19 protein-coding genes, 1 tRNA gene and 1 pseudogene are annotated in these 22,180 nt (G+C 70.4%); 7 read left to right on the plus strand and 14 right to left on the minus strand.

Going from position 1 to position 22,180, the window contains the following annotated elements:
- Positions 1-428: 428 nt before the first annotated feature.
- Together E1287_RS32775 and E1287_RS32780 are read right to left on the minus strand one after the other, a co-directional pair.
- Positions 429-677 carry an SCO4226 family nickel-binding protein gene (locus tag E1287_RS32775; protein WP_131969155.1) on the minus strand — a complete coding sequence of 83 codons (249 nt, stop codon included), beginning with the start codon at positions 675-677 and terminating at the stop codon, positions 429-431.
- Between the two features lie 1,407 nt (positions 678-2,084).
- Positions 2,085-2,166: transfer RNA gene (locus tag E1287_RS32780), tRNA-Tyr, on the minus strand.
- A gap of 137 nt (positions 2,167-2,303) precedes the next feature.
- On the opposite strand from E1287_RS32780, the gene E1287_RS32785 reads away from it, so the two are divergent.
- Positions 2,304-2,795 (plus strand): YajQ family cyclic di-GMP-binding protein, encoded by a 492-nt coding sequence (locus E1287_RS32785; RefSeq protein ID WP_131969156.1) that lies wholly within the window; start codon positions 2,304-2,306, stop codon positions 2,793-2,795.
- A 57-nt stretch (positions 2,796-2,852) separates the two neighbouring features.
- On the opposite strand, the gene E1287_RS32790 is transcribed toward E1287_RS32785, so the two are convergent.
- A complete protein-coding gene (locus E1287_RS32790; protein ID WP_131969157.1) occupies positions 2,853-3,128 on the minus strand; it encodes a helix-turn-helix domain-containing protein in 276 nt (91 codons plus the stop codon).
- A 35-nt stretch (positions 3,129-3,163) separates the two neighbouring features.
- Between E1287_RS32790 and map the strand changes: the two genes are divergently transcribed.
- The gene (gene map / locus E1287_RS32795; RefSeq protein WP_131969158.1) at positions 3,164-3,931 is read left to right on the plus strand and encodes a type I methionyl aminopeptidase; all 768 of its coding nucleotides are present in this window, start codon (positions 3,164-3,166) and stop codon (positions 3,929-3,931) included.
- 32 nt (positions 3,932-3,963) lie between these two features.
- Here the strand turns inward: map and htpX are convergent, their stop codons facing one another.
- From htpX to E1287_RS32830, 7 genes are all read right to left on the minus strand, one after another.
- The gene (gene htpX / locus E1287_RS32800) at positions 3,964-4,821 is read right to left on the minus strand and encodes a zinc metalloprotease HtpX (RefSeq protein WP_207934604.1); all 858 of its coding nucleotides are present in this window, start codon (positions 4,819-4,821) and stop codon (positions 3,964-3,966) included.
- A gap of 65 nt (positions 4,822-4,886) precedes the next feature.
- Positions 4,887-6,383 carry an NADH-quinone oxidoreductase subunit N gene (locus E1287_RS32805; protein ID WP_131969160.1) on the minus strand — a complete coding sequence of 499 codons (1,497 nt, stop codon included), beginning with the start codon at positions 6,381-6,383 and terminating at the stop codon, positions 4,887-4,889.
- A complete protein-coding gene (locus tag E1287_RS32810; protein WP_243719587.1) occupies positions 6,383-7,921 on the minus strand; it encodes an NADH-quinone oxidoreductase subunit M in 1,539 nt (512 codons plus the stop codon). The genes E1287_RS32805 and E1287_RS32810 overlap by 1 nt, the downstream gene beginning before the upstream one ends.
- Positions 7,918-9,960, minus strand: a complete 2,043-nt coding sequence (locus tag E1287_RS32815; protein WP_207934605.1) for an NADH-quinone oxidoreductase subunit L — start codon at positions 9,958-9,960, stop codon at positions 7,918-7,920. Before E1287_RS32815 ends, E1287_RS32810 begins: the two co-directional genes overlap by 4 nt.
- Positions 9,957-10,343 (minus strand): NADH-quinone oxidoreductase subunit NuoK, encoded by a 387-nt coding sequence (gene nuoK / locus E1287_RS32820; RefSeq protein ID WP_131969161.1) that lies wholly within the window; start codon positions 10,341-10,343, stop codon positions 9,957-9,959. Before nuoK ends, E1287_RS32815 begins: the two co-directional genes overlap by 4 nt.
- Positions 10,343-10,882, minus strand: a complete 540-nt coding sequence (locus tag E1287_RS32825; protein ID WP_131969162.1) for an NADH-quinone oxidoreductase subunit J — start codon at positions 10,880-10,882, stop codon at positions 10,343-10,345. Before E1287_RS32825 ends, nuoK begins: the two co-directional genes overlap by 1 nt.
- Positions 10,879-11,361, minus strand: coding sequence for a 4Fe-4S binding protein (locus tag E1287_RS32830; protein ID WP_207934606.1), 483 nt, complete (start codon positions 11,359-11,361; stop codon positions 10,879-10,881). The genes E1287_RS32825 and E1287_RS32830 overlap by 4 nt, the downstream gene beginning before the upstream one ends.
- 168 nt (positions 11,362-11,529) lie before the next feature.
- Between E1287_RS32830 and E1287_RS32835 the strand changes: the two genes are divergently transcribed.
- Positions 11,530-12,291: a helix-hairpin-helix domain-containing protein gene (locus E1287_RS32835; protein WP_131969164.1), complete on the plus strand. Its 762-nt coding sequence runs from the start codon at positions 11,530-11,532 to the stop codon at positions 12,289-12,291.
- A gap of 24 nt (positions 12,292-12,315) precedes the next feature.
- Here E1287_RS32835 and E1287_RS32840 read toward each other — a convergent pair whose 3' ends face one another.
- From E1287_RS32840 to E1287_RS32855, 4 genes and pseudogenes are all read right to left on the minus strand, one after another.
- Positions 12,316-13,269 carry a complex I subunit 1 family protein gene (locus E1287_RS32840; RefSeq protein WP_131969165.1) on the minus strand — a complete coding sequence of 318 codons (954 nt, stop codon included), beginning with the start codon at positions 13,267-13,269 and terminating at the stop codon, positions 12,316-12,318.
- Complete coding sequence (locus tag E1287_RS32845) at positions 13,262-13,936, minus strand: NADH-quinone oxidoreductase subunit C (RefSeq protein ID WP_243719588.1); 675 nt, start codon at positions 13,934-13,936, stop codon at positions 13,262-13,264. The genes E1287_RS32840 and E1287_RS32845 overlap by 8 nt, the downstream gene beginning before the upstream one ends.
- 470 nt (positions 13,937-14,406) lie before the next feature.
- Positions 14,407-14,850 (minus strand): annotated as a pseudogene (locus tag E1287_RS45985) (NADH-quinone oxidoreductase subunit B family protein); the annotation flags it as partial.
- Positions 14,851-15,016: 166 nt separating this feature from the next.
- Complete coding sequence (locus E1287_RS32855) at positions 15,017-15,388, minus strand: NADH-quinone oxidoreductase subunit A (protein ID WP_207934607.1); 372 nt, start codon at positions 15,386-15,388, stop codon at positions 15,017-15,019.
- Positions 15,389-15,774: 386 nt separating this feature from the next.
- Between E1287_RS32855 and E1287_RS32860 the strand changes: the two genes are divergently transcribed.
- From E1287_RS32860 to E1287_RS32875, 4 genes are all read left to right on the plus strand, one after another.
- Positions 15,775-16,854 (plus strand): hypothetical protein, encoded by a 1,080-nt coding sequence (locus tag E1287_RS32860; RefSeq protein WP_243719589.1) that lies wholly within the window; start codon positions 15,775-15,777, stop codon positions 16,852-16,854.
- A gap of 271 nt (positions 16,855-17,125) precedes the next feature.
- Positions 17,126-18,391 (plus strand): hypothetical protein, encoded by a 1,266-nt coding sequence (locus E1287_RS32865; RefSeq protein ID WP_131969169.1) that lies wholly within the window; start codon positions 17,126-17,128, stop codon positions 18,389-18,391.
- A gap of 556 nt (positions 18,392-18,947) precedes the next feature.
- A complete protein-coding gene (locus E1287_RS32870; RefSeq protein WP_131969170.1) occupies positions 18,948-20,798 on the plus strand; it encodes a 2-oxoacid:acceptor oxidoreductase subunit alpha in 1,851 nt (616 codons plus the stop codon).
- On the plus strand, positions 20,791-21,888 hold the full coding sequence (locus E1287_RS32875) for a 2-oxoacid:ferredoxin oxidoreductase subunit beta (RefSeq protein ID WP_207934608.1): 1,098 nt from the start codon (positions 20,791-20,793) through the stop codon (positions 21,886-21,888). The genes E1287_RS32870 and E1287_RS32875 overlap by 8 nt, the downstream gene beginning before the upstream one ends.
- Positions 21,889-22,180 lie beyond the last annotated feature (292 nt).

The raw sequence follows: 22,180 nt of genomic DNA on the forward strand, positions 1-22,180 counted from the left end.
AACAAGCCCACCGCCACACCCGAGAGTCCCGCTCGCAGGAGGCGATCGCCAAGCACCCCGACTACGAGATCATCAGCGGACGGGTATGAGGGCTTGGTCCTCCTCTTCAAGAACAGGGACCTCGACCCGTTGCGGTTGCAGACACATCCCGTCATTCGTCTCTCATGGAACGTCATGCCGCTCGGAGCCTGGCGACCCGGTGCGGAGGCGTGCTCGTCCTTCTGAGAGAGATGCGTTTCCGCTCTCCCGACGACAGGCACTCCGGGGTGCTCGAGGTCGATGCGGCCGAACCGATGAGAGTTAGAGGCGGCCCTGACAGTGTGGGGGGACGTTGGGACGCGAACAGCCTCCGCCCGTTTACACAGGCCAGAGGCTGCTTCTTTGGGGTGGCGGGTCCTGCTCGTCCCAGAGACGTGGGATCCGGCGGGTCACAGGCTCAGCGGAACCATGTGGATCTCGTCGGCGCGGTGGCCCGCTCGCTCGTGGACGCGCTGCACCGCCTCCGCGGACGGCGCCTCGGACAGGCAGTAGACCAGGCCGGACTCGGGGTCCGCCCAGGCGCGCTCGAAGGTCACGTCCTCCTCCGCCTGGATCGCCACATCGGCGTCGTGGGCCTGCTGGAGCTGCTCAGCGGTGACGCCCTGGAATCCGTGGTGTACGTCCATGTATTTCGCCATGGCGCAAGCCTCCCCCCGAGAGGTCGCATAGACACGATTTGCGGTCAACGTACATCTAGCCCACACGTCGACGAACCCCAAAAAGGGGTCAGGACTCAATAAGTTGGGCAAACTCCGACGGGAGGCGCCAGGCAAAGATCGTCGACTCGTCCTGGAACCGCTTGATCGAGACCCCTGCCCACGGCCCGACAGCCGCGGCCGACACGGCGACCGCAGAAGCGTGGAACGATCAAGGCCCCGGGCTGAAGATCATGGCTGCTTAGCCGGGGCCCTGGGGCAGGTGATAGTCGGCTGCCCTCGCTGAGCTGGCGATTGAGTCGCCAGAGTGCGAACTGATCCATCTCGGTGTCAGCGAAGCGTCGTAGCAGGCAGCATGCTCTGAAACCCCTCGTCGGACAGCCTGTCCTCCTCACCCACATTCACGTGGATCACGCTAACGCTCACCGAGGAGGCCAAGAACAAGATCAGTCGCCGGATCACAACTGTCGGCTGGACCCCGTAGCGACATCGGAGGTGTCTCATCGGGTACGAACGGGACGCCGCTGACCTGGGGTTGTGCCAAGAACCTGACGGTTGTCGATAGCGAGGTGTGCGGCGTCTGGTGGGTCGTCGCGGCTGACGCGCATACGAGCGACGTTTGACAACTCCACGGAGTACGCGTGTGACCGGAACCCCGATCGACAAGGTCAAGTGGACTCCATCCAAGCTCACCGAAGAGGTCGACTGGCGCGTAGTGATCAGGCCTCGCCAGATGCGGGAATGCCTGACGGCAGTCACCTACGTCGGCAAGCGGGGAAGGGGCCGGCGGCTGCGGCGCTGTATGCCTGTATGTACTACGCGGCGCTTCGTCCGGCTGAGGGGTGGCGCTGTCCGACACGGGGTCACGCTAGGACAGACAGCGGCTCGACTCACGAGCAACGCGGCCTCAATCCCCCTCCGTCCGCTGGCCGAGGTCCGCACGGTCCCGATCCTGCCGGTCCTGGTGGAGATCCTCCGCGGGCACATGGCGGAGTTCGGGACGGCGGAGGATGGGCGGATCTTTCAGATCGAGCGGGGCGGCGTCGTCGGGTTGACGCGTACGGGGCGTCTGGGCGGCAACTCGGGCACTGGCCTTCACGCCGGAACAGGTCGCCTCTCACCTGGTGTCGCTGTGGTTCAATTCCGGGTTCCTGCAACCGCGGTCGCCGAACGCGCGGGCCACAGCGTCAAGGTCCTGTTGCAGGTCTACGCGAAGTGCATCTTGGGCCAGCACGACCGCGCGAACCAGCGAATCGACGATGCGCTCAAGTCATTCCGCGTATATTCCGGGACCGGTGACATCCGGCGGCGTCTGGCTGCGTGCGGGGGATCTTGGGACGCGAACAGCCTCCGACCGTTGGTACAGGTCAGAGGCTGTTTCTGGTGGGGTGGCGGGTCCAGGATTCGAACCTGGGTAGGCTAAGCCGACGGATTTACAGTCCGCTCCCATTGGCCACTCGGGCAACCCGCCGTGGCGTCGCTGTCGCGACGGCACTGGAAAGGATAGCGGACGGTGGGAGCGGGTGTGACATCGAGCCGGGTGTGGGCTTGATCTTCGGGCGCTAGGCTCTCTGGGTCGTGAACAGTGCTGGTTAGGGGATGTGTGCGATGGCCGCCGATAGCTCTTTTGACATCGTCAGCAAGCTGGACCGGCAGGAGGTCGACAACGCGGTGAATCAGGCCGCCAAGGAGGTGGCGAACCGGTTCGACTTCAGGAACGTGGACGCGGGGATCAAGTGGTCGGGGGAGTCGATCGAGATCCAGGCGAACACGGAGGAGCGGGCGAACGCCGTGCTGGACGTGCTCAAGGACAAGCTCGTGAAGCGGGGGATCTCGCTGAAGGCGATCGAGGCGGGCGAGCCGAAGCTGTCGGGGAAGGTGCACAAGCTGGGCGTGACGCTGAAGGAGGGGATCGCCCAGGAGGACGCCAAGAAGATCAGCAAGATCATCCGGGACGAGGGGCCCAAGGGCGTCAAGGCGCAGATCCAGGGGGACGAGCTGCGGGTCAGCTCGAAGAAGAAGGACGATCTGCAGGAGATCATCGCGCTGCTCAAGGGCAAGGACCTCAGCGTGGCCCTGCAGTTCGTGAACTACCGGTAGACATAGGGAGCGCGCCGGCCCCATCCCCCGCAGAAGTGGCCGGCGCGCTCTCGTGTGTTATGACGCGGCTGACTCCGGGATGGTTCGGTCGAATTCGTCCAGTTTCTTGGCGAGGTCGGTGAGGTCGAGGTCCAGGACGCGGGCCAGGGACGCGACGGTGTAGAACGCGGGGACGGCGATGGCGCCGCGTTCGATCTTGCGGAGGGTGTCGAGGGAGATGTCGGCCTCGGCGGCGACGGCGGCGGCGGGGCGGGGGCCTCGGGCGGCGCGGAGGATCTGGCCTAGGGCCTTGCCGCGGTCGCGCTGTTCGTCGGTGAGCGGGGTACGGACCATGCGAGCATTGTAATACTGGTATTAAAATATTCTGCATGGTGACCTATCGAAGCCCACGCGAGTGGGAGCGGATGCGGGACGCGGGGCGTGTCGTCGCCCGGATTCTGGCGAGTGTGCGGGACGTGGCAGAGCCCGGAGTGCCGCTGGCCGAGCTTGATGCGGTGGCGGAGAGGGTGCTCAAGGAGCATGGCGCTACGTCGCCGTTCTTGCACTACAAGCCTCAGTGGGCGCCGATGCCGTATCCGGCGAACATCTGTGTGTCGGTGAACGACGTGGTGGTGCACGGCATCCCGGACGGGGGTGTGCTGAAGGACGGGGATCTCGTCACGGTCGACGGCGGCGCGAAGGTCGGGGGGTACTGCGGGGACGCGGCGATCTCGTTCATGGTGGGGACGGCGGACGAGGGCGGTCTGCGGCTCATCGAGACGACGCGAGCCGCTCTGGAGCGGGGCATCGCGGCGGCCGTGCCCGGGAACCGGATCGGGGACGTCGCGGCGGCGATCGAGGGCACGGCGCGGGCGGCCGGGTACGGGATCGCGGACGGGTCAGGCGGGCATGGGATCGGGACGGAGATGCACGAGGATCCGTCCGTGCCCAACAAGGGGCGGCCGGGGCGCGGCATGAAGATCAGGGAAGGGCTGACGATCGCGATCGAGCCGCTGGTCACCGAGAGCGGGCGGGACGCGACCTGGGTGCTGGAGGACGGGTGGGCGGTGGCGACCGCCGATGGGAGCCGGGCTGCGCATTTCGAGCATTCGGTGGCGATCACCGGGGACGGGCCATTGATCCTCACGGCGCCCTAGCGGCCGCAGGCCGGCGACGGCCCGAGCGGCCCCTAGCGGCGGTGGCCGGCCATGCGTTCCAGGCGGGCTATGCGGTCTGCTGTCGGGGGGTGGGTGGAGAAGAGCTTTCCTATGCCTGCGCCTGTGAAGGGGTTGGCGATCATCAGGGAGCTGGTGGTGGCGAGTTCGGGGTCCTGCGGCAACGGCATCGCCCGGGTGCCCGCCTCGATCTTGCGGAGGGCGGAGGCGAGGGCGAGCGGGTCGCCGGTGAGGCGGGCGCCGGCGGCGTCGGCGGAGTATTCGCGGGTGCGGCTGATCGCCATCTGGACGACGGCGGCGGCGACCGGGCCGAGGACGAGCATCAGCAGGGCGCCGAACAGGCCGGGGCCCTCATCGTCGTCGGAGCGGCCGATCGGGATGAAGATCGCCAGGTGGGACAGGTAGGTGATCACGGTGGCGATGGCGGCGGCGACGGACGAGATGAGGATGTCGCGATTGTAGACGTGCGACAGCTCGTGCCCGAGGACGGCGCGCAGTTCGCGTTCGTCCAGCATCTGCAGGATGCCGCGGGTGCAGCAGACGGCGGCGTTGCGCGGGTTGCGGCCAGTGGCGAACGCGTTGGGCTGCCGGGTCTCGGAGACGAACAGGCGCGGCATCGGCTGGTGCGCGGACGTCGCCAGTTCCCGGACGAGCCGGTACAGCACCGGCGCCTCGACCTCGCCGACCTGGTGGGCGCGCATGGAGCGCAGGGCGATCCGGTCGCTGAACACGTACGCGACGCCGTTGGTGACGAGCGCGATCACCAGCGCGATCGTCAGCCCGGCGCCGCCGCCGATCAGCCATCCGGCCGCCAGCATCAATGCCGACAGCGTGCCGATCAGCGCCGCCGTCTTGACGCCGTTGAACTGCACTTCCGCCTGCCTCCCCGTAGGTCCCCGCATGGTTAAGAACGGTGTGACCTGGGTCAACGTTCCCACTAGGTGGCTTGAGTCACCGTTTGTAGGACGATTTGCGGGGCGGCTGAGAGTACAAGCGCGGCCGTCGCGGTTGCGGTGATGGCGGCGCGGACGGGCATTCCGGGCGCCGGGTCGTACGGCTGGGCCGTCCCTGGCGCGGGCGTGAACAGGCGGACGGCCCAGACGAGGTAGTAGTACAGGCCGATCGCGGTGTTGATCGCCATCACGACGGCCAGCCAGGTGACGCCGCCCGCGACGGTGGCGCGGAACACGACGACCTTGGCGAACAGGCCCATGACGCCGGGCGGAAGGCCGGCGAGGCAGATGAGGAAGAACGCGAGGGCGGTGGCGACGGCGGGGCTGCGGCGGGCTAGGCCGCGGTAGTCGTCGAGGGCGTCCCACGAGGGGCTGAGCCCTTCGGCGGCGCGGCGGCGGAAGCCGATCACCACGGCGAACGCGCCCAGGTTCATGACGGCGTACAGCGCGACGTAGGCGGTGGTGGCGGCGACGGCCTCCGGCAGGCGGTCGTCGCCGACGGACAGCGGCGCCAGCATGTAGCCGGACTGGGCGACCGATGACCAGGCGAGGAGGCGGATCGCCGTCCGCTGGCGGAGCGCGACGAGGTTGCCGATGGTCATGGTGAGGGCGGCGAGGACCGCGATCACCGGGCCCCAGACGTGCGCGTACGCGGGAAGACCGAGTGCCAGGACGATCGCCAGGCCCGCGAAGCCGGCGGCCTTCGACACGACGGACAGGAACGCCGCCACGGGCAGCGGGGAGCCCTGGTAGACGTCCGGTGCCCAGAAGTGGAACGGGACGGCGGCGACCTTGAACGCGAAACCGGCCAGGACGAGCACGGCCCCGGCGGTGGCGACGGGGTCGAGGTCCGAGGGGAGCCGGGAAAGCGCCGGGGCGATGCGGTCGAGGTGCATGGCGCCGGTCGCGCCGTACACGAGGCTGATCCCGAACAGCATGACCGCGGTGGACGCCACGGAGACGAGGAAGAGTTTCAGCGCCGCCTCGGACGCCGTCCCGTCGTAGCGGCGCAGCGCCACCAGCGCGAACACCGGGAGGGAGAGGGTCTCCAGCGCGACGAGGAGGAGGACGAGGTCGCGGGCGGCGACGAGGGTGAGCGCGCCGATGACGGCGGCGAGGAGGAGGAAGTGGTACTCCCCCACCGGCATCTTCGAGTCGGTGATCTCCTGCAGGGAGAGGAGCACGACGACGACCGCGGCGCCGAGGACGATGCCCTGGAACAGGAGCGTGAAGTCGTCCGCGACATAGGAGCAGGAGCGGGGGCCGTTGCCGCGCAGGCCGTCCGGGAGGCAGAGGGTGTCGCGGCGGTCGCCGAAGGCCAGGGCGGCGACGGCGATCAGCGCGACGGCCAGCGAACCGCCGCTGAGCAGGGACAGGACGCGGCGGGGCGCCTCGAAGGCGTCGGCGAGCAGCAGCCCGATCGCGGCGACGGCGAGGATCAGCGGCGGCGCGATCGCCGCGTAGTCGATGCTCTGGATCATCAGCCGCCTCCGAACAGGGCGCGGACGGGCTCGGTGGTCACGTCCAGCAGGGTCTTCGGCCAGAGACCGACGAGCAGCGTGAGCGCGATCAACGGGACCCAGGCCGCATACTCCTGCACGGAGACGGCCGCCGCACCGCTCGGGGCCGCACCGCTCGGGGCCGGGCCGCTCCGGGCCTGCGCGGTGCCGTCGGACGGGCCGTGCGTGAGCTTGGCGAGCATGCGCAGGAAGTACGCGGCGGTGAGCACCGCGCCGATCGCCGCGACCGCCATGAACGTCACGAACGTCTCGCGCGGCAGGTCGGCGTGCGGACGGTACGCGCCGAGCAGCGCCAGCATCTCGCCCCAGAACCCGGCAAGTCCTGGCAGCCCGAGCGACGCGACGGACGCGAACGTCAGGATGGAGGCGAGCCGCGGGGACGTGCCGAGCATCCCGCCGCCGAGCGCGTTCATGTCGGCGGTGCCCCAGCGTTCCTTGACCGATCCGGCGAGGAAGAACAGCAGGCTGGTGATCAGGCCGTGCGCGATGTTGCCGAACAGCGCGGCGTTGACGCCGACCGGGGTGAGCGTCGCGATGCCGAGCAGGACGAAGCCCATGTGCCCGACGGACGAGTACGCGATCATCCGTTTCAGGTCCCGCTGGGCGAGGCAGGCGAGCGCGCCGTAGATGATCCCGATGACGGCGAGGAGACCGAGCCAGGGCGCCCAGAACTCGGCCCCGTCCGGCGCGAGGGGCAGCGCCACCCGGACGAGCCCGTACGTGCCCATCTTCAGCAGCACCCCGGCGAGCAGCACGGACCCGACGGTCGGGGCCTCGGTGTGCGCGTCCGGCAGCCAGGTGTGCAGCGGCCACATCGGCGCCTTGACCGCGAACCCGATTCCCATCAGCGCGAACGCCGTGACCTGGAGGCCGTGCGACAGGCCCGATCCGTGCCGGGCGGCCAGCTCCGTCATGTCGAGCGTGCCCGCCTTCGCGCCGACGAGCAGCATCCCGGCGAGGAGCAGCCCGGAGCCGAGAAGGGTGTAGAGGATGAACTTGGTGGCGGCGGCGCGGCGTCCGCCCCCGCCCCACAGCATGATCACCACGTACATGGGGATCAGGACGGTCTCGAAGAACACGAAGAACAGCACGAGGTCGAGCGCGACGAACGTGCCGATCAGCCCGATCTCCAGGACGAGCAGGAGCGCGGTGAGCAGCCGGATCCGGCCGCCCTCCGGCGGGTGCCGCAGCGTGTACAGGAAGCAGAGGAACGTCAGCAGCGCGGTCAGGACGACGAGCGGCAGCGAGATCCCGTCCACGCCGAGGTGGAAGCGCAGGCCGATCGCGGGCGCCCACTCCCGGTCGACTTCGAGCTGCATGCGCGACGTGGCGCCGAAGTCGAACGCCGTCGCGGCCGAGATCGCGACGAGCAGCGTCGCGCCGGACACCGCCGTCCCGAACACCCGGACCGCGACGTCGGTGCGCAGGAACCGGTTCGCCGGGACGAGCATCGCCAGCGCCCCGGCCAGGGGGATCGCCATCATCAGCACGAAGATCACAGGAAGATCACCACCCCGGCCACGATGACGACGACACCGGCGAGCAGGCCGGTCAGGTAGTTCTGCACGTTGCCGTTCTGCGGGACGCGGAGGATCCCGCCGAGCCGTCTCGCGCCGCGTCCGGCCCCGACGACGGCGCCGTCCACGCGGCGGCCGTCGAAGATCACGACATGGCGCGCCAGGGCCCGGATGGGCCGGACGATGGTCATCGCGTACAGCTCGTCCACGTAGAAGGCCCGCGCGAAGACCGGACGGGCCCGGCCAAGCGCGCGCGCAGGATCCAGTGCGGGGTCACGGTTCCAGACGAGGAACGCAGCGCCGCCGCCGAGCACGACCAGAAGCAGGCTCAGCAGCGCGGCTCCCACATGTGGACGCAGCTCTTCGGCACCTAGCCCGAAGAAACCGAGGATCGCGGCGGGGACGGCCAGGATGGCGACCGTCCACGACATGAGCCTGGACGGTTCGCGGATCTCGTACGTCCCGCGCGGCTCGCCGAAGAACGTCATCAGCCACGCGCGCATCGCGTACGCCGCCGTCAACGCGACGGTGAGCAGCAACCCCAGATACACCAGCCAGGCGATCCCGCCCGGCACGTCCACCGCGTACCCGTCCACGCGGACGTCGACCGCGACCGTCGGCTTGTACGGCCCCGGCGACACCACGTCCGCAGGGGTTTCGCCGAGGGGCGCGTAAGCGAACCATCCGCTCAGCGCCGAGGCGGTGGCGGACTCGCCGCCGTGGAGGGCGGAGTGCTGGGCGGCCTCGATCACGGAGTCTTTGCTGAACCAGCCGCTGAACGGCGGGACGCCCGCGAGCGCCGCCAATCCGACCGTCATCGACCAGAACGTGATGGGCATGCCGCGCCGGAGCCCGCCGTAGTGCGCCAGCATGTTGGAGCCCGCCACCACGATCACGCATCCGGCGGCGAGGAACAGCAGGGCCTTGAACGCGCTGTGCGTGAGCAGGTGGAAGATCGCGGCGGTGTCGGCGCCGACCGCGAGACCGGCGGCCATCACGGCGAGCTGGCTGATGGTCGAGTACGCCAGGACGCGTTTCAGGTCGTCCTGGGCCAGGGCCGCGAGGGCCGAGCCGACCATGGAGATCACCGCGAGGACGCCGAGCACCGCCAGCGCCGCCGGGGCCGCCGCGAACACCGCGAACAGCCGTGCGACGACGTAGACGCCCGCCGCGACCATCGTCGCCGCGTGGATGAGGGCGCTGATCGGGGTCGGGCCCGCCATCGCGTCCGGGAGCCAGGTGTGCAGCGGGAACTGCGCGCTCTTGCCCGCGACGCCGGCGAGCAGCAGCAGGGCCGCCGCCGTCACGGTCGTGTCGGGGAGGGCGTCGGCCTTGCCCAGGATCTCGTCGATCTCGAAGGTGCCCGCGCCGATGCCGAGCACCAGGATCCCGATCAGGAAGCCGACGTCGCCGAGCCGGGTGACGAGGAACGCCTTGACCGCGGCCCGCGAGTTCGCCCGGTCCTCCCAGTGGTGGCCGATCAGGAAGTACGAGCAGATGCCCATGACTTCCCAGCCCGCGTACAGGACGAGGAGATCGCCGGAGTAGACGACCAGCAGCATCGCGGCCGTGAACAGCGAGATGAACGCGGCGTAGGACGAGTAGCGCTCGTCGTCCCTCATGTAGGCGATCGAGTACACCTGAACGGCGAGCGCGACGCAGCAGACCATGAGGCCGACGACGGCGGACAGGCCGTCCACCTGCAGCCCGACCCGGATCGGCACCGATCCGGTCTCGATGAGCGTGAGCGTGCCCGTCCGCTCGCCGGGGTCGCGCCACACGGTGAACGCGGCGATCGCGGCGAGGACGAGCGACCCCGCGATCGGCAGGCAGGCGATCAGCGCGGGGCCGTTGCGAAGCGGCGTCGAGCCGCCGGGACGGCCGCCGAGGAGGCGGGTCAGGGACGGGCGCGTTTCCTGTGGGGGGGCGACCCCCCACACCCCCCGGAACCGCCCGAGCAGCATCCCGGCGAACGCGGCCAGGAACGGCAGCAGGGCCACCAGCGAGGCGAGCCAGATCACGGGGCGGCCTCCCCGACCGCCTCGGCCTTCCGTTCAGCAGGGTCGCCTGCCGGGGCGGGTTCGGCGGGACGGGTCGAGTCCTCCGCCAGGGCGCGCAGGCGGTCGACGTCCACCATCCGCCGGTTCCGGTACACCAGCAGGACGATCGCCAGCCCCAGCCCGACCTCCGCCGCCGCGATCACGATGGTGAACAGCGTGAGGACCTGCCCGCCGTGCAGCCGGTCCTGGTACCAGACGTCGAACGTGACGAGGTTGAGGTTCACCGCGTTCAGCATCAGCTCGACCGACATCAGGACGAGGATCGCGTTGCGGCGCGCCAGCACCCCGTACACGCCGACGGAGAACAGCAGCGCGGCGACGACCGTCGGGTAGGCGAGATGCATCAGCCCTCCTCATCCGGCGCGGCCCCGGCTTCGGGACGGGCGCGGATGTCGGCGCGGGACAGCACGATGGCCCCGACCAGCGACGCGAGCAGCAGCACCGACAGCACCTCGAACGGCAGCACCCACGTCCGGAACACGGCGGCACCGAGTTCCTCGGCCGATCCGGCGCCCTCGCGCAGCGGCATCCGCTCGTCCCTGAACCCCATGACCATCACGGTCACGAGGACGGCGGCGGTGGCGACGGCGACGGCCGCGGCGGCCCACCGGTTGCCGGAGTCGAGGTCGGCGGACTCGCCGATCGGCGCCCGCGTCAGCATGATCCCGAACAGCAGCAGCACGACGATCGCGCCGACGTAGATCAGCACCTGCACCCAGGCGACGAACTCCGCGGTGAGGACGAGGTAGCCGCCCGCGAGCGCGCCGAACGACACCACCAGCCACAGCGCCGCGTGGACGAGGTTCCGCGTCGTCACCACCAGGATCCCGGACCCGACGGCGACGACGCCGAGCAGCGCGAACACGATCTCCGGGCCGCTCATGCGCGCTCCCCGCGCGCAGGGCGGGCGCCGCGCGCGGCGGCCTTCTCCGCGGCGGCCACCTCCTTCGGCGGCTCGGCGGACGGGTCGTGCGCCTGCGGCGGCGGGACCGTCCACATCCATTCGCGCAGCCGGTCCTTCTCGTGGGTCAGCTCGGCGATGTCGTACTCGGCGTACTCGAACTCCGGCGACCAGAACAGCGCGTCGAACGGGCACGCCTCGATGCAGATGCCGCAGTACATGCACAGCGCGAAGTCGATCGCGAACCGGTCGAGGACGTTGCGGGTCCGGGGACGTCCGCCGCCCTCGGCCGGAAGCGTCTCCTTGTGCGAGTCGATGTAGATGCACCAGTCGGGACATTCACGGGCGCACAGCATGCAGACGGTGCAGTTCTCCTCGAAAAGCGCGATGACGCCCCTGCTGCGCGGAGGCAGATCGGGCTGCACTTCCGGGTATTGACGCGTTATGGAACGCCGCGTCATCGTTCGCAACGTGACCGCCAGCCCCTTGGCCAGCCCGCCTCCTGGTAGCCGTCCCACGCGCCCCATGATTGCGCACGATCGCCTCCGGGGGAACGCGCTCGGGTCCGCGTTCGTCCAACCAGGCGTAGGCCCCATGGTCGTCGGGGGGTTCGCGGGCAGGGAGGGCATGTGAGTCATCACGCAGACCACCCTGGGCGCCGGCCCGCGCAGCGGCCGTACGGTACGCCCGGCTGGCGTCCCCCGTATCCGGGGCCGCCCGTCCCGCCGGTTCCGCCGATGCCGCCCGCCCCGATCGCCCCGAGCGAGACGGCGCGCGGCATCCTGTGGGCGTTCGTGCCGTTCATCACGCTCGGCTACGGGACGCCGATCTCGTTCCTGTACGCGGCCATCCGGCGGGGGTCGTGGAACCTCGGCGCGACGGCGGCCGGATACGGCGTCGGGACGGCCGGCGTCATCACGCTCCTGCAGATGGAGAACCCGATCCTCATCGTGCTCGGCACGTTCGTGGCCGTCCTGCTGTGGATCTCGGGCACCGCGCACGCGTTCGCCGTGCGGTCGTCCGTCTTCCCCCGCGAGGTGCCGCGCAACCGCCTCAACGAGCACGCGATCGAGGTCGCCATGTACCGCAGGTCGCTGCGCGACGAGGCCCGCACGCTCGCCGCCGAGGACCCGGCGCTCGCCCGCGAGCTGCGGATCGGCCGCCCGGACGTGCCCCGCACCTACGACGACGGCGGGCTCGTCGACGTCAACCACGTGCCGCCGGAGGTCCTCGCCGCGCTGCCCGGCATGACGCCGGAGCTGGCGGAGCGGGTCGTCCGCCGCCGCGAGGAGCACGGCGGGTTCGTGTCCGCCGAGGAGATGGCGGTGGACGCCGACATCCCGCCGGACGTCCTCCCGGAGATGGCCGACTTCACCATCTTCCTGAGATGACAGGGCTTCCTAAAGTGACAGGGCTCAGAGCGCGACCTTGAGGACGCCGGTGAGCGCGAGCTGCGCCAGCGACAGCGGCACCAGCCAGGCCCAGGCGAGCTTCTGCAGCTGGTCCTCGCGCATGCGCGGGTAGCTGACCCGCAGCCAGATCACGCAGAACGCCAGCGCCCCGCCCTTGATCAGCGTCCAGAGCCAGCCGAGCTCGGTGTCCAGGAACGGGCCCTTCCAGCCGCCGAGGAACAGCACCGTCGTCAGCCCGCACAGCACCACGATCCCGGCGTACTCGGCCAGCAGGAACAGCGCGAACCGCAGCCCGCCGTACTCGGTGTACGGGCCGAAGATGATCTCGGAGTCGGCGACCGGCATGTCGAACGGCGGGCGGCGCAGCTCGGCGAGGCCCGCGACGAAGAACACGACGGCCCCGACCGCCTGCCAGGGCAGCCAGTACCAGCGCCACTCGTCCACGACGCCCTGGAGCGACAGCGTCCCCGCGGCCATCGCCACCGACGACGCCGCGAACACCATCGGCAGCTCGTAGGACATCAGCTGCGCGGCGACCCGCATCCCGCCGAGCAGCGAGTACTTGTTCGCGCTCGCCCAGCCCGCCATGATCGCGCCGATCACTCCGACGCCCATCACGGCGAGCGCGAAGAAGATCCCGGGCCCGAGGTCGAGCGCGACCTGCCCGCCGGGCCCGACCGGGATCACGAGCAGGACCAGCAGGTACGGGACGAGCGCCACGCCAGGAGCCAGCTTGAACACCCACCGGTCGGCGTCGCGCGGGACCACGTCCTCCTTCTGCGCGAACTTCACGCCGTCGGCGACGAGCTGCGCCCAGCCGTGGAAGGCGCCCGCGTACATGGGTCCGAGACGGCCCTGCATGTGCGCCATGACCTTGTGCTCGGCCTGCCCGACGAGCAGCGGCAGCAGCGCGAACGCGGCGGCGACCAGCGCCAGCTTGACGACGACCTCAAGCATCGGGCGCCTCCCCTTCCGGGCCTTCCGGCCCTTCCTGGCCCGCGGAAGGCTCGGCGGGTTCGGCGCGGCGGCGTCCCGCGCGTTCCGCGGCGGCGCCCCAGGCGCCCTCGTCGGGCACGCCCGGCGGGCGGACGCGGCGGCGGCTCGGCGCGCCGTGGCCCGATTCGCCCGGTTCCTTGGCGCCCGGCCACGGCTTGGCGACGCGGGCGGCGAGCACGAAGTCCTTGCGGAGCGGATGGCCCTCGAACCCGTCCGGCAGCAGCAGCGGCACGAGGTTCGGATGGCCCTCGAACAGCACGCCGAACATCTCCGACGTCTCCCGCTCGTGCCACTCCGCCCCGCGGAAGACGCCGGTCGCCGTCGGCAGGACGGGCGCCCGCTTCGGGACGCGCGTCCTGATCAGCAGATGGTGGCGACGTTCCAGGGAGTACAGGTGGACGACGACGGCGAAGCCCTCGTCCAGCTCGTCCACGCCGGTCAGCCAGTCGAAGAAGCCGCAGGACAGGTCGTCGCGGGCGAAGGTCAGCGCGTCCAGCCAGAGTTCGGGCGACACCCCGACGGCGAGGCCGCCGAACGTCTCCTCGGTGGTGATCTCGTCGCCGAAGCGGGCCGTCCAGGCGTCCGCCAGCGCCTCGTGGACGGGCCGTCCTTCCCCTTCGGCGCTCACCGGTCGCGTCCGATCTCGTCGTCGTGGCCGTCGTCGGTCAGCCCCGGGATGATCGACGGATCGTGATCGTTCTCAGCGGCCGCGTCGCCGTCCACGGACGGGACGGGCATGGTCACGTCATCGGCCGGATGCACGCCGGGCGGAATCTCCGAGACGACCGGAACCTCCTCCGTCGGCCCCTCGACGATCGGGACCTCGGCTGTCTGCGCGGCGGGGCCTTCGGCGGGCGCCTCGGCGGCCGGTGGCTCGGGTTCGGGTTCGCCGAGGTGCCAGACGGGCACGGTCTCGTCGTTCGGGCCCACCTCATCGCCGCCTTCGGGCAGCTCCGTCGTGTCGCCCGCGTCCGCGGCCGGGGGCGGGGGCGGCGGCTGGATCGGACGGCGCAGGACGGTCGCCGACAGCGGGCGCGGCGCGGGCGACGGCGACACCGGCTCGCCGCCCGGCCCGTTCGCAGCGTAGCGGTCGCCGAGCGACTCGCCCGCGATCTTCTCCTGCAGCCGGACGATCCCGTGCAGCAGCGCCTCCGGACGGGGCGGGCAGCCGGGGACGTACACGTCCACCGGGATGACCTGGTCGACGCCCTTCGTCACGCAGTAGGAGTCCCAGTACGGTCCGCCGCAGTTGGAGCAGGCGCCGAACGAGATGACGTACTTCGGCTCGGGCATCTGCTCGTACAGGCGGCGCACGGCGGGCGCCATCTTGTCGCTGACGGTGCCGGACACGACCATGAGGTCGGCCTGGCGGGGGCCGGGCGCGAACGGGATGACGCCGAGCCGGATGAAGTCGTGCCGGCTCATCGAGGTCGCGATGAACTCGATGGCGCAGCAGGCCAGGCCGAAGTTGAAGACCCACAGCGAGTAGCGGCGTCCCCAGTTGAGCACGAACTTGACCGGCTTCGGCGCCAGCCGCGACAGCGGTCCGACGCTCGGCGGAGGTAGATCGATGGTGCCCACGGGAGCATTGTTACAGCCCGCCGCCGTCTGGCCAGAGGCCCAAGCGGATCAATCCGGCCCGGCCCGTCAGACCAGGACAGCACGCCCTAGACCAGGACAGCGCGTCCTACACCCTGGACAGCGCGTCCTAGACCCAGGACAGCACGCCCTTCTTGCCCGCGTAGGCGAGCCCGGCGGCGAGGAAGCCCAGGAAGACGAACATCTCGCCGAGCGTCGTCGCGCCGTAGCCGGGTGCGGAGAAGACCGTCGCCCACGGGAAGAGGAACACGGCGTCCACGGCGAACACCACGTACAGGTAGGCGAACACGTAGTACCGCACGTAGGAGTGCGCCCAGCCCTCGCCGACGGGGTCGACACCGCATTCGTACGTGGTCAGCTTCTCGGCCGTGGGACGGTGCGGACGCAGCATCCGGTTCGCGGCGAGGCCGCCCACGACGATCCCGGCGCCGACGACGAGCAGTACGACCACGACGACATATGTGTCGAAATAGTTATGCACCAGATCCTCCTCGCCGGCGTCGTAGCAAGTATCCCTCGCAACGGGGTCCGGGGGAATGTGACCGGGCGCCTCCACATACGAGGCGCGCGATGTCATGGTTTTACTGCAGACTAGGCTTTGCATTGGGGTCAGTTGACCTGGAAGGACGTGACCAGATGAGCAACCCTCCGCCGCCCCCGGGGTGGGAGTCCCCGGGCGGTGCCTCCTGGCCGCCTCCGCCGCCGCCCGCGGGGCCGGGCGGCCCCGGTCCGGGCGGACCCGGAAGCCCAGGTGGGCCCGGGGGACCCGGTGGAATGGGCGGTCCGGGAGCGCCACCGCCGCCCCCCGGCGGCTTCGGCGGCCCGGGCACACCGCCGCCGTTCTTTCCGCCGCCGCCCGGGAGCCCGATGGGCCCGGGCATGCCGCCGCCGCGGCGCAGCGGCAGCGGCGCGCTGATCGCGGCGCTGCTCGGCGGCGGCCTCGTCATCCTGGTCCTGATCGGCGTCGTGGTGTTCGTGGTGGCGGCGAGCGGCGGCAAGACGCCCGAGGAGAAGCTGACCGCCGCCGCGACCAACATGTCCTCGGCCGACGCCGTCGGGCTCAAGGGCACCTTCGGCAGCGGCGGGACGCTGGACGGTGAGCTGAGCGTCACCAAGGGCGGCCGCGCGACGGGGCCGGTCACGTGGAACGGCAGCCGCGTCACCGTCCTGTCCGCCGACGGCAAGCTGTTCGTGAAGGCCGACCAGTCCTACTGGAAGCGGGAGATCTCCGGCTCCGACGACGCGTTCTACCTGACGTCGGGCGAGCAGTGGGGCCGGCTGGACCCCGACGAGATCAACCTCGACTTCAAGGAGCAGCTGACCCCGGCGGCACTGGCGAGCAAGATCCGCTCCGCGAAGTCGTCGACGATCAAGCCGCTCGAGACGACGTGGCAGGGCAAGAAGGCACTGAAGTTCAGCTCGTTCTCGTCCACCATCTACATCAGCGACGAGGACGACGCCGAGCTGCTGCGCTTCGAGTCCACCACCCCGCGCGTCCGCGTGGACGTGACCCCGAAGAGCTCCGGCGACGCGTCGTCGATCATCTCGGAGATGCGGACGAACATCGGCGAGCTGAAGGACTCTTTCAACGCCTCGGCGCAGCCGCGGGTCTCGGAGTGGAAGCGGGGCGGCTGCAACGGCGACTCCGGCTGCACGGTCGAGGCCAAGATCCGTCCGCCGTACGACGTGGAGACGCCCGTCACCGTCGACGTCCGGTTCCGGATCACCGCCGGCTCGCTGACCGGCCGCGACCTCGGCAACTGCACGGCACGCATCACGCTCACCAGCTCCACCCCGCAGTGGGCGAGCTGCCGCGTCACGAGCAGCGCGTGGACGAGCTGGGCCAAGGCCAGCGGCGGCACCTTCTACAAGCACGCGTCGTACAAGGTGATCGGCGCCACGGCCGAAGAGGTCCAGTCGATGCAGAGCGGGCTCGACAGCGAGTGAGCCCGCCGCCAAACCGCAGGTGAGACGGCAGGTGAGGCGCCTCGCGCGCTGAGCCGAGACCACGGGTGCCCGGCGGCGCTCTCCCCCATCGCGGGGAAAGCGCCGCCGGGCACCCTTATGCTCATGAGGACGCCGCTCCAGGGCCGACGGCGCGCCCCCTCCCTCGCAGCACGCACGTCGGCATCCCCGGAGGAAGCCTTCAGACCCTTGCTTTGGCCTGACTGTCGGGCCCGGAAACCGGGCCCCGGAAGTGAGCAGAGTGAGCCCCCACGTGAGCCCTGAACAGGACGAGGCGTCATCCCCGACCGCCTCCCAGCCCCCGCCGGGCATGCCGTTCCCGCCGAACACCCCGTTCGCGCCGAACACCATGCCCCCGCCTGCCCCTCCCCTTCCGTCCGACCCTGCTCGGCAGCGGCAGCGGCGGCTGATCATCGCGGCGGGCGCGGCGGCGATCGTGCTGGTGGTCGGGACGGTGCTGGCCGTCGTGCTGGCCGGCGGCGGGGACGAGTCGGGGAAGCCGGGCAAGCCGACCACGCCCGCCGGGCCGCCGGCGTGGTCGCTGAAGGCGGGGCAGTGGCTCACGTCCGGGAAGGGGATGCGCTACGAGGGGGCCATGACGGTCGGCGGCAAGCCCGTCCAGGCACGTCTGCGCGTCACTCCGGCGGGTTCGGCTTCCGGGACGCTGACGGCGGGCGTGCTGAAGGCGGACGTCGTCGCGGTCGACGGCGTCACCTACATCAAGGCCGGGACGGCGTTCTGGCGCGACTACGCAGGTGGGACCCGCCACCCGGACTACTACGCCGGACGGTGGTCCAAGGCGCCCGCGTCCGTGCCGGGCTTCGACGTACCGGACGTGCTCGGCCCGTCGTCCATCGCCCGGACGCTCACCAGGACACCGGCGAAGACGCCCACGGAGAACGTGAACGGCGTCCCCGCGTACAAGGTCAGGACGCCGGGCGCGGAGTACCTGGTGGCGAAGGCCGCGCCGCACCAGCTCGTCTCCGTGCGGGCGGTCGGGCGGAACGCGCCGTGGTTCACGGCCGCACCCGTGGTCGCGCCCGCGACGCTGTTCGCCGAGCTCCGGCCGCGTGTCGCCGCGCTCGGCGGCGCCGCCGACCCGTCCCTGCGCTTCCGTCCCGGGACGCTGACGTTCAGCAACTGCGACCAGAACACCAACGGCTGCACCGTCATCGTCCCGGCCGCGCTGACGTCGCCGGAGGGCGCGGTGCCGTCCGGCGCGCGGGCGGCGCTGCGGGCGTCGATCACGTCCCGGGGTGCGCCGCTCGGCTCCTGCCGGGCCTCGGGGACGGTTCCGGCCGACCGGGCGCTGGAGCTGCGCTGCACCGTGACGAGCAGGCTGTGGCGCAGGTGGGTGCGCGCCGCGCTCGACAACCCCGGCTCGTACCCGTACGCGGCGACGGCGCACGTGGTCGGGGAGGCGGTGGGCGCGGACGGCGTCCAGAAGCTGCTCGACCTCGTCGACCGCGAACGCCGCGCCATCGCCAAGCCGCCGCCGAAGCCGAGGGCGACGCCGTAGCGGGCGGCGGACGCCTGTAGCGGAAGGCGGGCGCCGTCCGGGGCGGGGGCGCTTCGGGCGGGCTCAATCGCGGCTGTCTAGACTTCGGGTCGTGAACTCCACGCCCGTGGGGAGCCGCGGCTCCTCGACGTACTCCGCGCGGCGGCTGGTCAGACGGCTTCACGTCGACCTGTGCCGGCAGCGCAGCAGCCTGTGTTCCGGGTGAACTCGGGGCCCCGTCCAGGTCGTACCACCCGATAGGACCTGCCCGAATCCGGGAGTCCCTCGTGAACCCCGCACCGAAGTGATACGTCTTCTATAACGGGGCCACGACCTCCCTGGGAGCGGGACGTCACATGACGGGCGGAGTGGCGACCGCGGTCGATGCCTCCCATGACCGGCGGCCGCCGAGAACCGGACGACGCGGAACCGATCGAGCCGCCGCCGTCCCGGTAGGCAGCACGTTCCCGATAACACCATCCGATCCCGGACGTACCATGAAGGTAATCCTAAGTAGCATCACGATCCTGGGCGCCTCCCCCTGGACGGATGCTGCGCGTCGAGGAGGTCTTCCTCTGTGACCAAACAGGTCCAGCAGCTCGACCGCGTCATCATCCGCTTCGCCGGCGACTCCGGCGACGGCATGCAGCTGACCGGCGACCGCTTCACCCAGGAGACCGCGGCATTCGGCAACGACCTGTCGACGTTGCCGAACTTCCCGGCCGAGATCCGCGCCCCCGCCGGGACCCTCCCCGGCGTGTCCAGCTTCCAACTCCACTTCGCCGACCACGACATCCTCACCCCGGGCGACGCGCCCAACGTCCTGGTCGCGATGAATCCCGCCGCCCTCAAGGCCAACCTCGGGGACCTCCCCCGCGGGGCGGACCTGATCGTCAACACCGACGAGTTCACCAAGCGCAACCTCGCCAAGGTCGGCTACGAGACGAACCCCGTCGAGGACGACTCGCTCGCCGAGTACCGGGTGCACGCGCTGCCGCTCACCTCGATGACCGTCACCGCGCTCACCGACTTCGAGATCTCGAAGAAGGACGCCGAGCGCGCCAAGAACATGTTCGCGCTCGGGCTGCTGTCCTGGCTGTATCACCGTCCCACCGAGGGGACGATCTCCTTCCTTGAGAAGAAGTTCGCCAGCAAGCCCGAGATCATGAAGGCGAACATCGCGGCGTTCCAGGCGGGCTGGTCCTACGGCGAGACCACCGAGGCGTTCTCGGTGCAATACGAGATCAAGCCGGCCGAGCACGAGCCGGGGCTGTACCGCAACATCACCGGGAACCTCGCGCTGGCGTACGGGCTGGTCGCCGCGGGCGTGCAGAGCGGCCTGCCGATCTTCCTCGGCTCGTACCCGATCACGCCGGCGTCCGACATCCTGCACGAGATGTCCAAGCACAAGAAGTTCGGCGTGCGGACGTTCCAGGCCGAGGACGAGATCGCCGCGGTCGGCTCCGCGCTCGGCGCCTCGTTCGGCGGGTCCCTCGGCGTCACCACGACGTCCGGGCCCGGCATCGCGCTGAAGAGCGAGACGATCGCCCTCGGGGTCTCGACCGAGCTTCCGCTGCTGGTCATCGACGTGCAGCGGGCCGGTCCTTCCACCGGGATGCCGACCAAGACCGAGCAGGCCGACCTGATGCAGGCCATGTACGGCCGCAACGGCGAGGCGCCCGTCCCGGTGATCGCGCCGCAGTCCCCGTCGGACTGCTTCGACGCGGCGCTGGAGGCGGCCCGGATCGCGGTGAAGTACCGCACGCCGGTCATCCTGCTGTCGGACGGCTACCTCGCCAACGGCTCCGAGCCGTGGCGGCTGCCGGACGTCGCGTCCCTGCCGAAGATCGAGCCGAACTTCGCGACCACGCCGTCGCCGGAGGACGAGGAGTTCCAGCCGTTCCGGCGCGACCCCGACACGCTCGCGCGCCCCTGGGCCGTCCCCGGCACCGAGGGCCTGGAGCACCGGATCGGCGGCCTGGAGAAGGCCGACGGGTCCGGCAACATCTCCTACGACCCCGCCAACCACGACCGGATGACCAGGATCCGGCAGGCCAAGGTGGACGGGATCGCGGGCGACATCGCCCCGCTCGCGGTGGACGACCCGTCCGGCGCGGCCCGCGTCCTCGTACTGGGCTGGGGCGGGACGTACGGCGCGATCTCCGCCGCCGTCCGGCGCGTCCGGGCGACGGGCCAGCACATCGCGCAGGCCCACCTCCGCCACCTCAACCCCTTCCCCGCCAACCTGCCCGAAGTGCTGCGCTCCTACGACAAGGTCGTCGTCCCGGAGATCAACCTCGGCCAGCTCGCGCTGCTGCTGCGCGGCCGGTTCCTCGTCGACGTGATCGGCTACAACCAGGTCCGCGGGCTGCCCTTCAAGGCCGAAGAGCTGCAGGGCGTCATCCAGGATGTGATCGATAGTGAGTGACAACGGAAACGGGTCCGACGGGTCCGGGAACGGCGCCGTCAACGGGAACGGGAAGACGCTGCTCTCGCTGGTCCCGAAGACCGACGTGAAGCAGTCCATGAAGGACTTCAAGACCGACCAGGAGGTGCGCTGGTGCCCCGGCTGCGGTGACTACGCGATCCTCGCGGCCGTCCAGTCCTTCCTGCCCGAGCTCGGGTTGCGCCGCGAGAACATCGCGTTCATCTCCGGCATCGGCTGCTCGTCGCGGTTCCCGTACTACATGAACACCTACGGGTTCCACTCGATCCACGGCCGCGCGCCCGCGATCGCGACGGGCCTCGCGACGTCCCGTCCCGACCTGTCGGTCTGGGTGGTGACCGGCGACGGCGACGCCCTCTCGATCGGCGGCAACCACCTGATCCACGCGCTGCGCCGCAACGTCAACCTCAAGATTCTGCTGTTCAACAACCGGATCTACGGGCTGACGAAGGGCCAGTACTCGCCGACGTCCGAGATCGGCAAGATCACCAAGTCGACGCCGATGGGGTCGCTGGACGCGCCGTTCAACCCGCTCTCCCTCGCGATCGGCGCAGAAGGAACCTTCGTCGCCCGCACCATCGATTCCGACCGCAAGCACCTCCAGTCGGTGCTGCGGGCCGCCGCACAGCACCGCGGAACGGCGCTCGTCGAGATCTACCAGAACTGCAACATCTTCAACGACAACGCGTTCGAGCCGCTGAAGGACGCGTCCGTCCGCGACGACGTGACCGTCCGGCTGGAGCACGGCGAGCCGATCGTGTTCGGCGCCGACCGCTCCAAGGCGCTGCGCCGGTCGCCGTCCGGGTCCTTCGAGGTCGTGAAGGTCGCGGACGTCGACCCATCCGAAATCGCCGTGCACGACGCCCACAATCCGGACCCGTCGATGGCGTTCGCGCTGTCGCGGCTCGACCAGCCGGCGTTCGAGCACACCCCGATCGGCGTCTTCCGCGACGTGGACCGCCCGTCCTACGACGAGCTGATGCGGGCCCAGCTCGACGAGGCCGTCGAGAGCCAGGGGGAGGGCGACCTCGCCTCGCTGCTGGGCAGCGGCGACACCTGGCGCATCGACTGAGCCGCGGAATCTTCGCAGGCCCGGTCCCGGTTCGTCCGGGGCCGGGCCTTTTCACGCATTGAAACCACGAGAACGGGGCACGGTTCATCACGCGGGTGAGCAACGGACGCCCCGCGACGGTCTTCCGGACAGGACCCGATGCGCGACGGTGCCCGGTCCTGCAAGACTGAGGAGATCATGAAGCCGGGGAGGTGACGATGCGGGTCATTCCGCGCCGCAGCAAGGGTCGTCGGCGGGACGATGCTCCCGCCCGCACCTCCGCGCCTCCCGACCCGTCCACAACCCCCCGCGA

The sequence above is a fragment of the Actinomadura sp. KC06 genome (genome assembly GCF_004348735.1).
GTDB lineage: Bacteria > Actinomycetota > Actinomycetes > Streptosporangiales > Streptosporangiaceae > Spirillospora.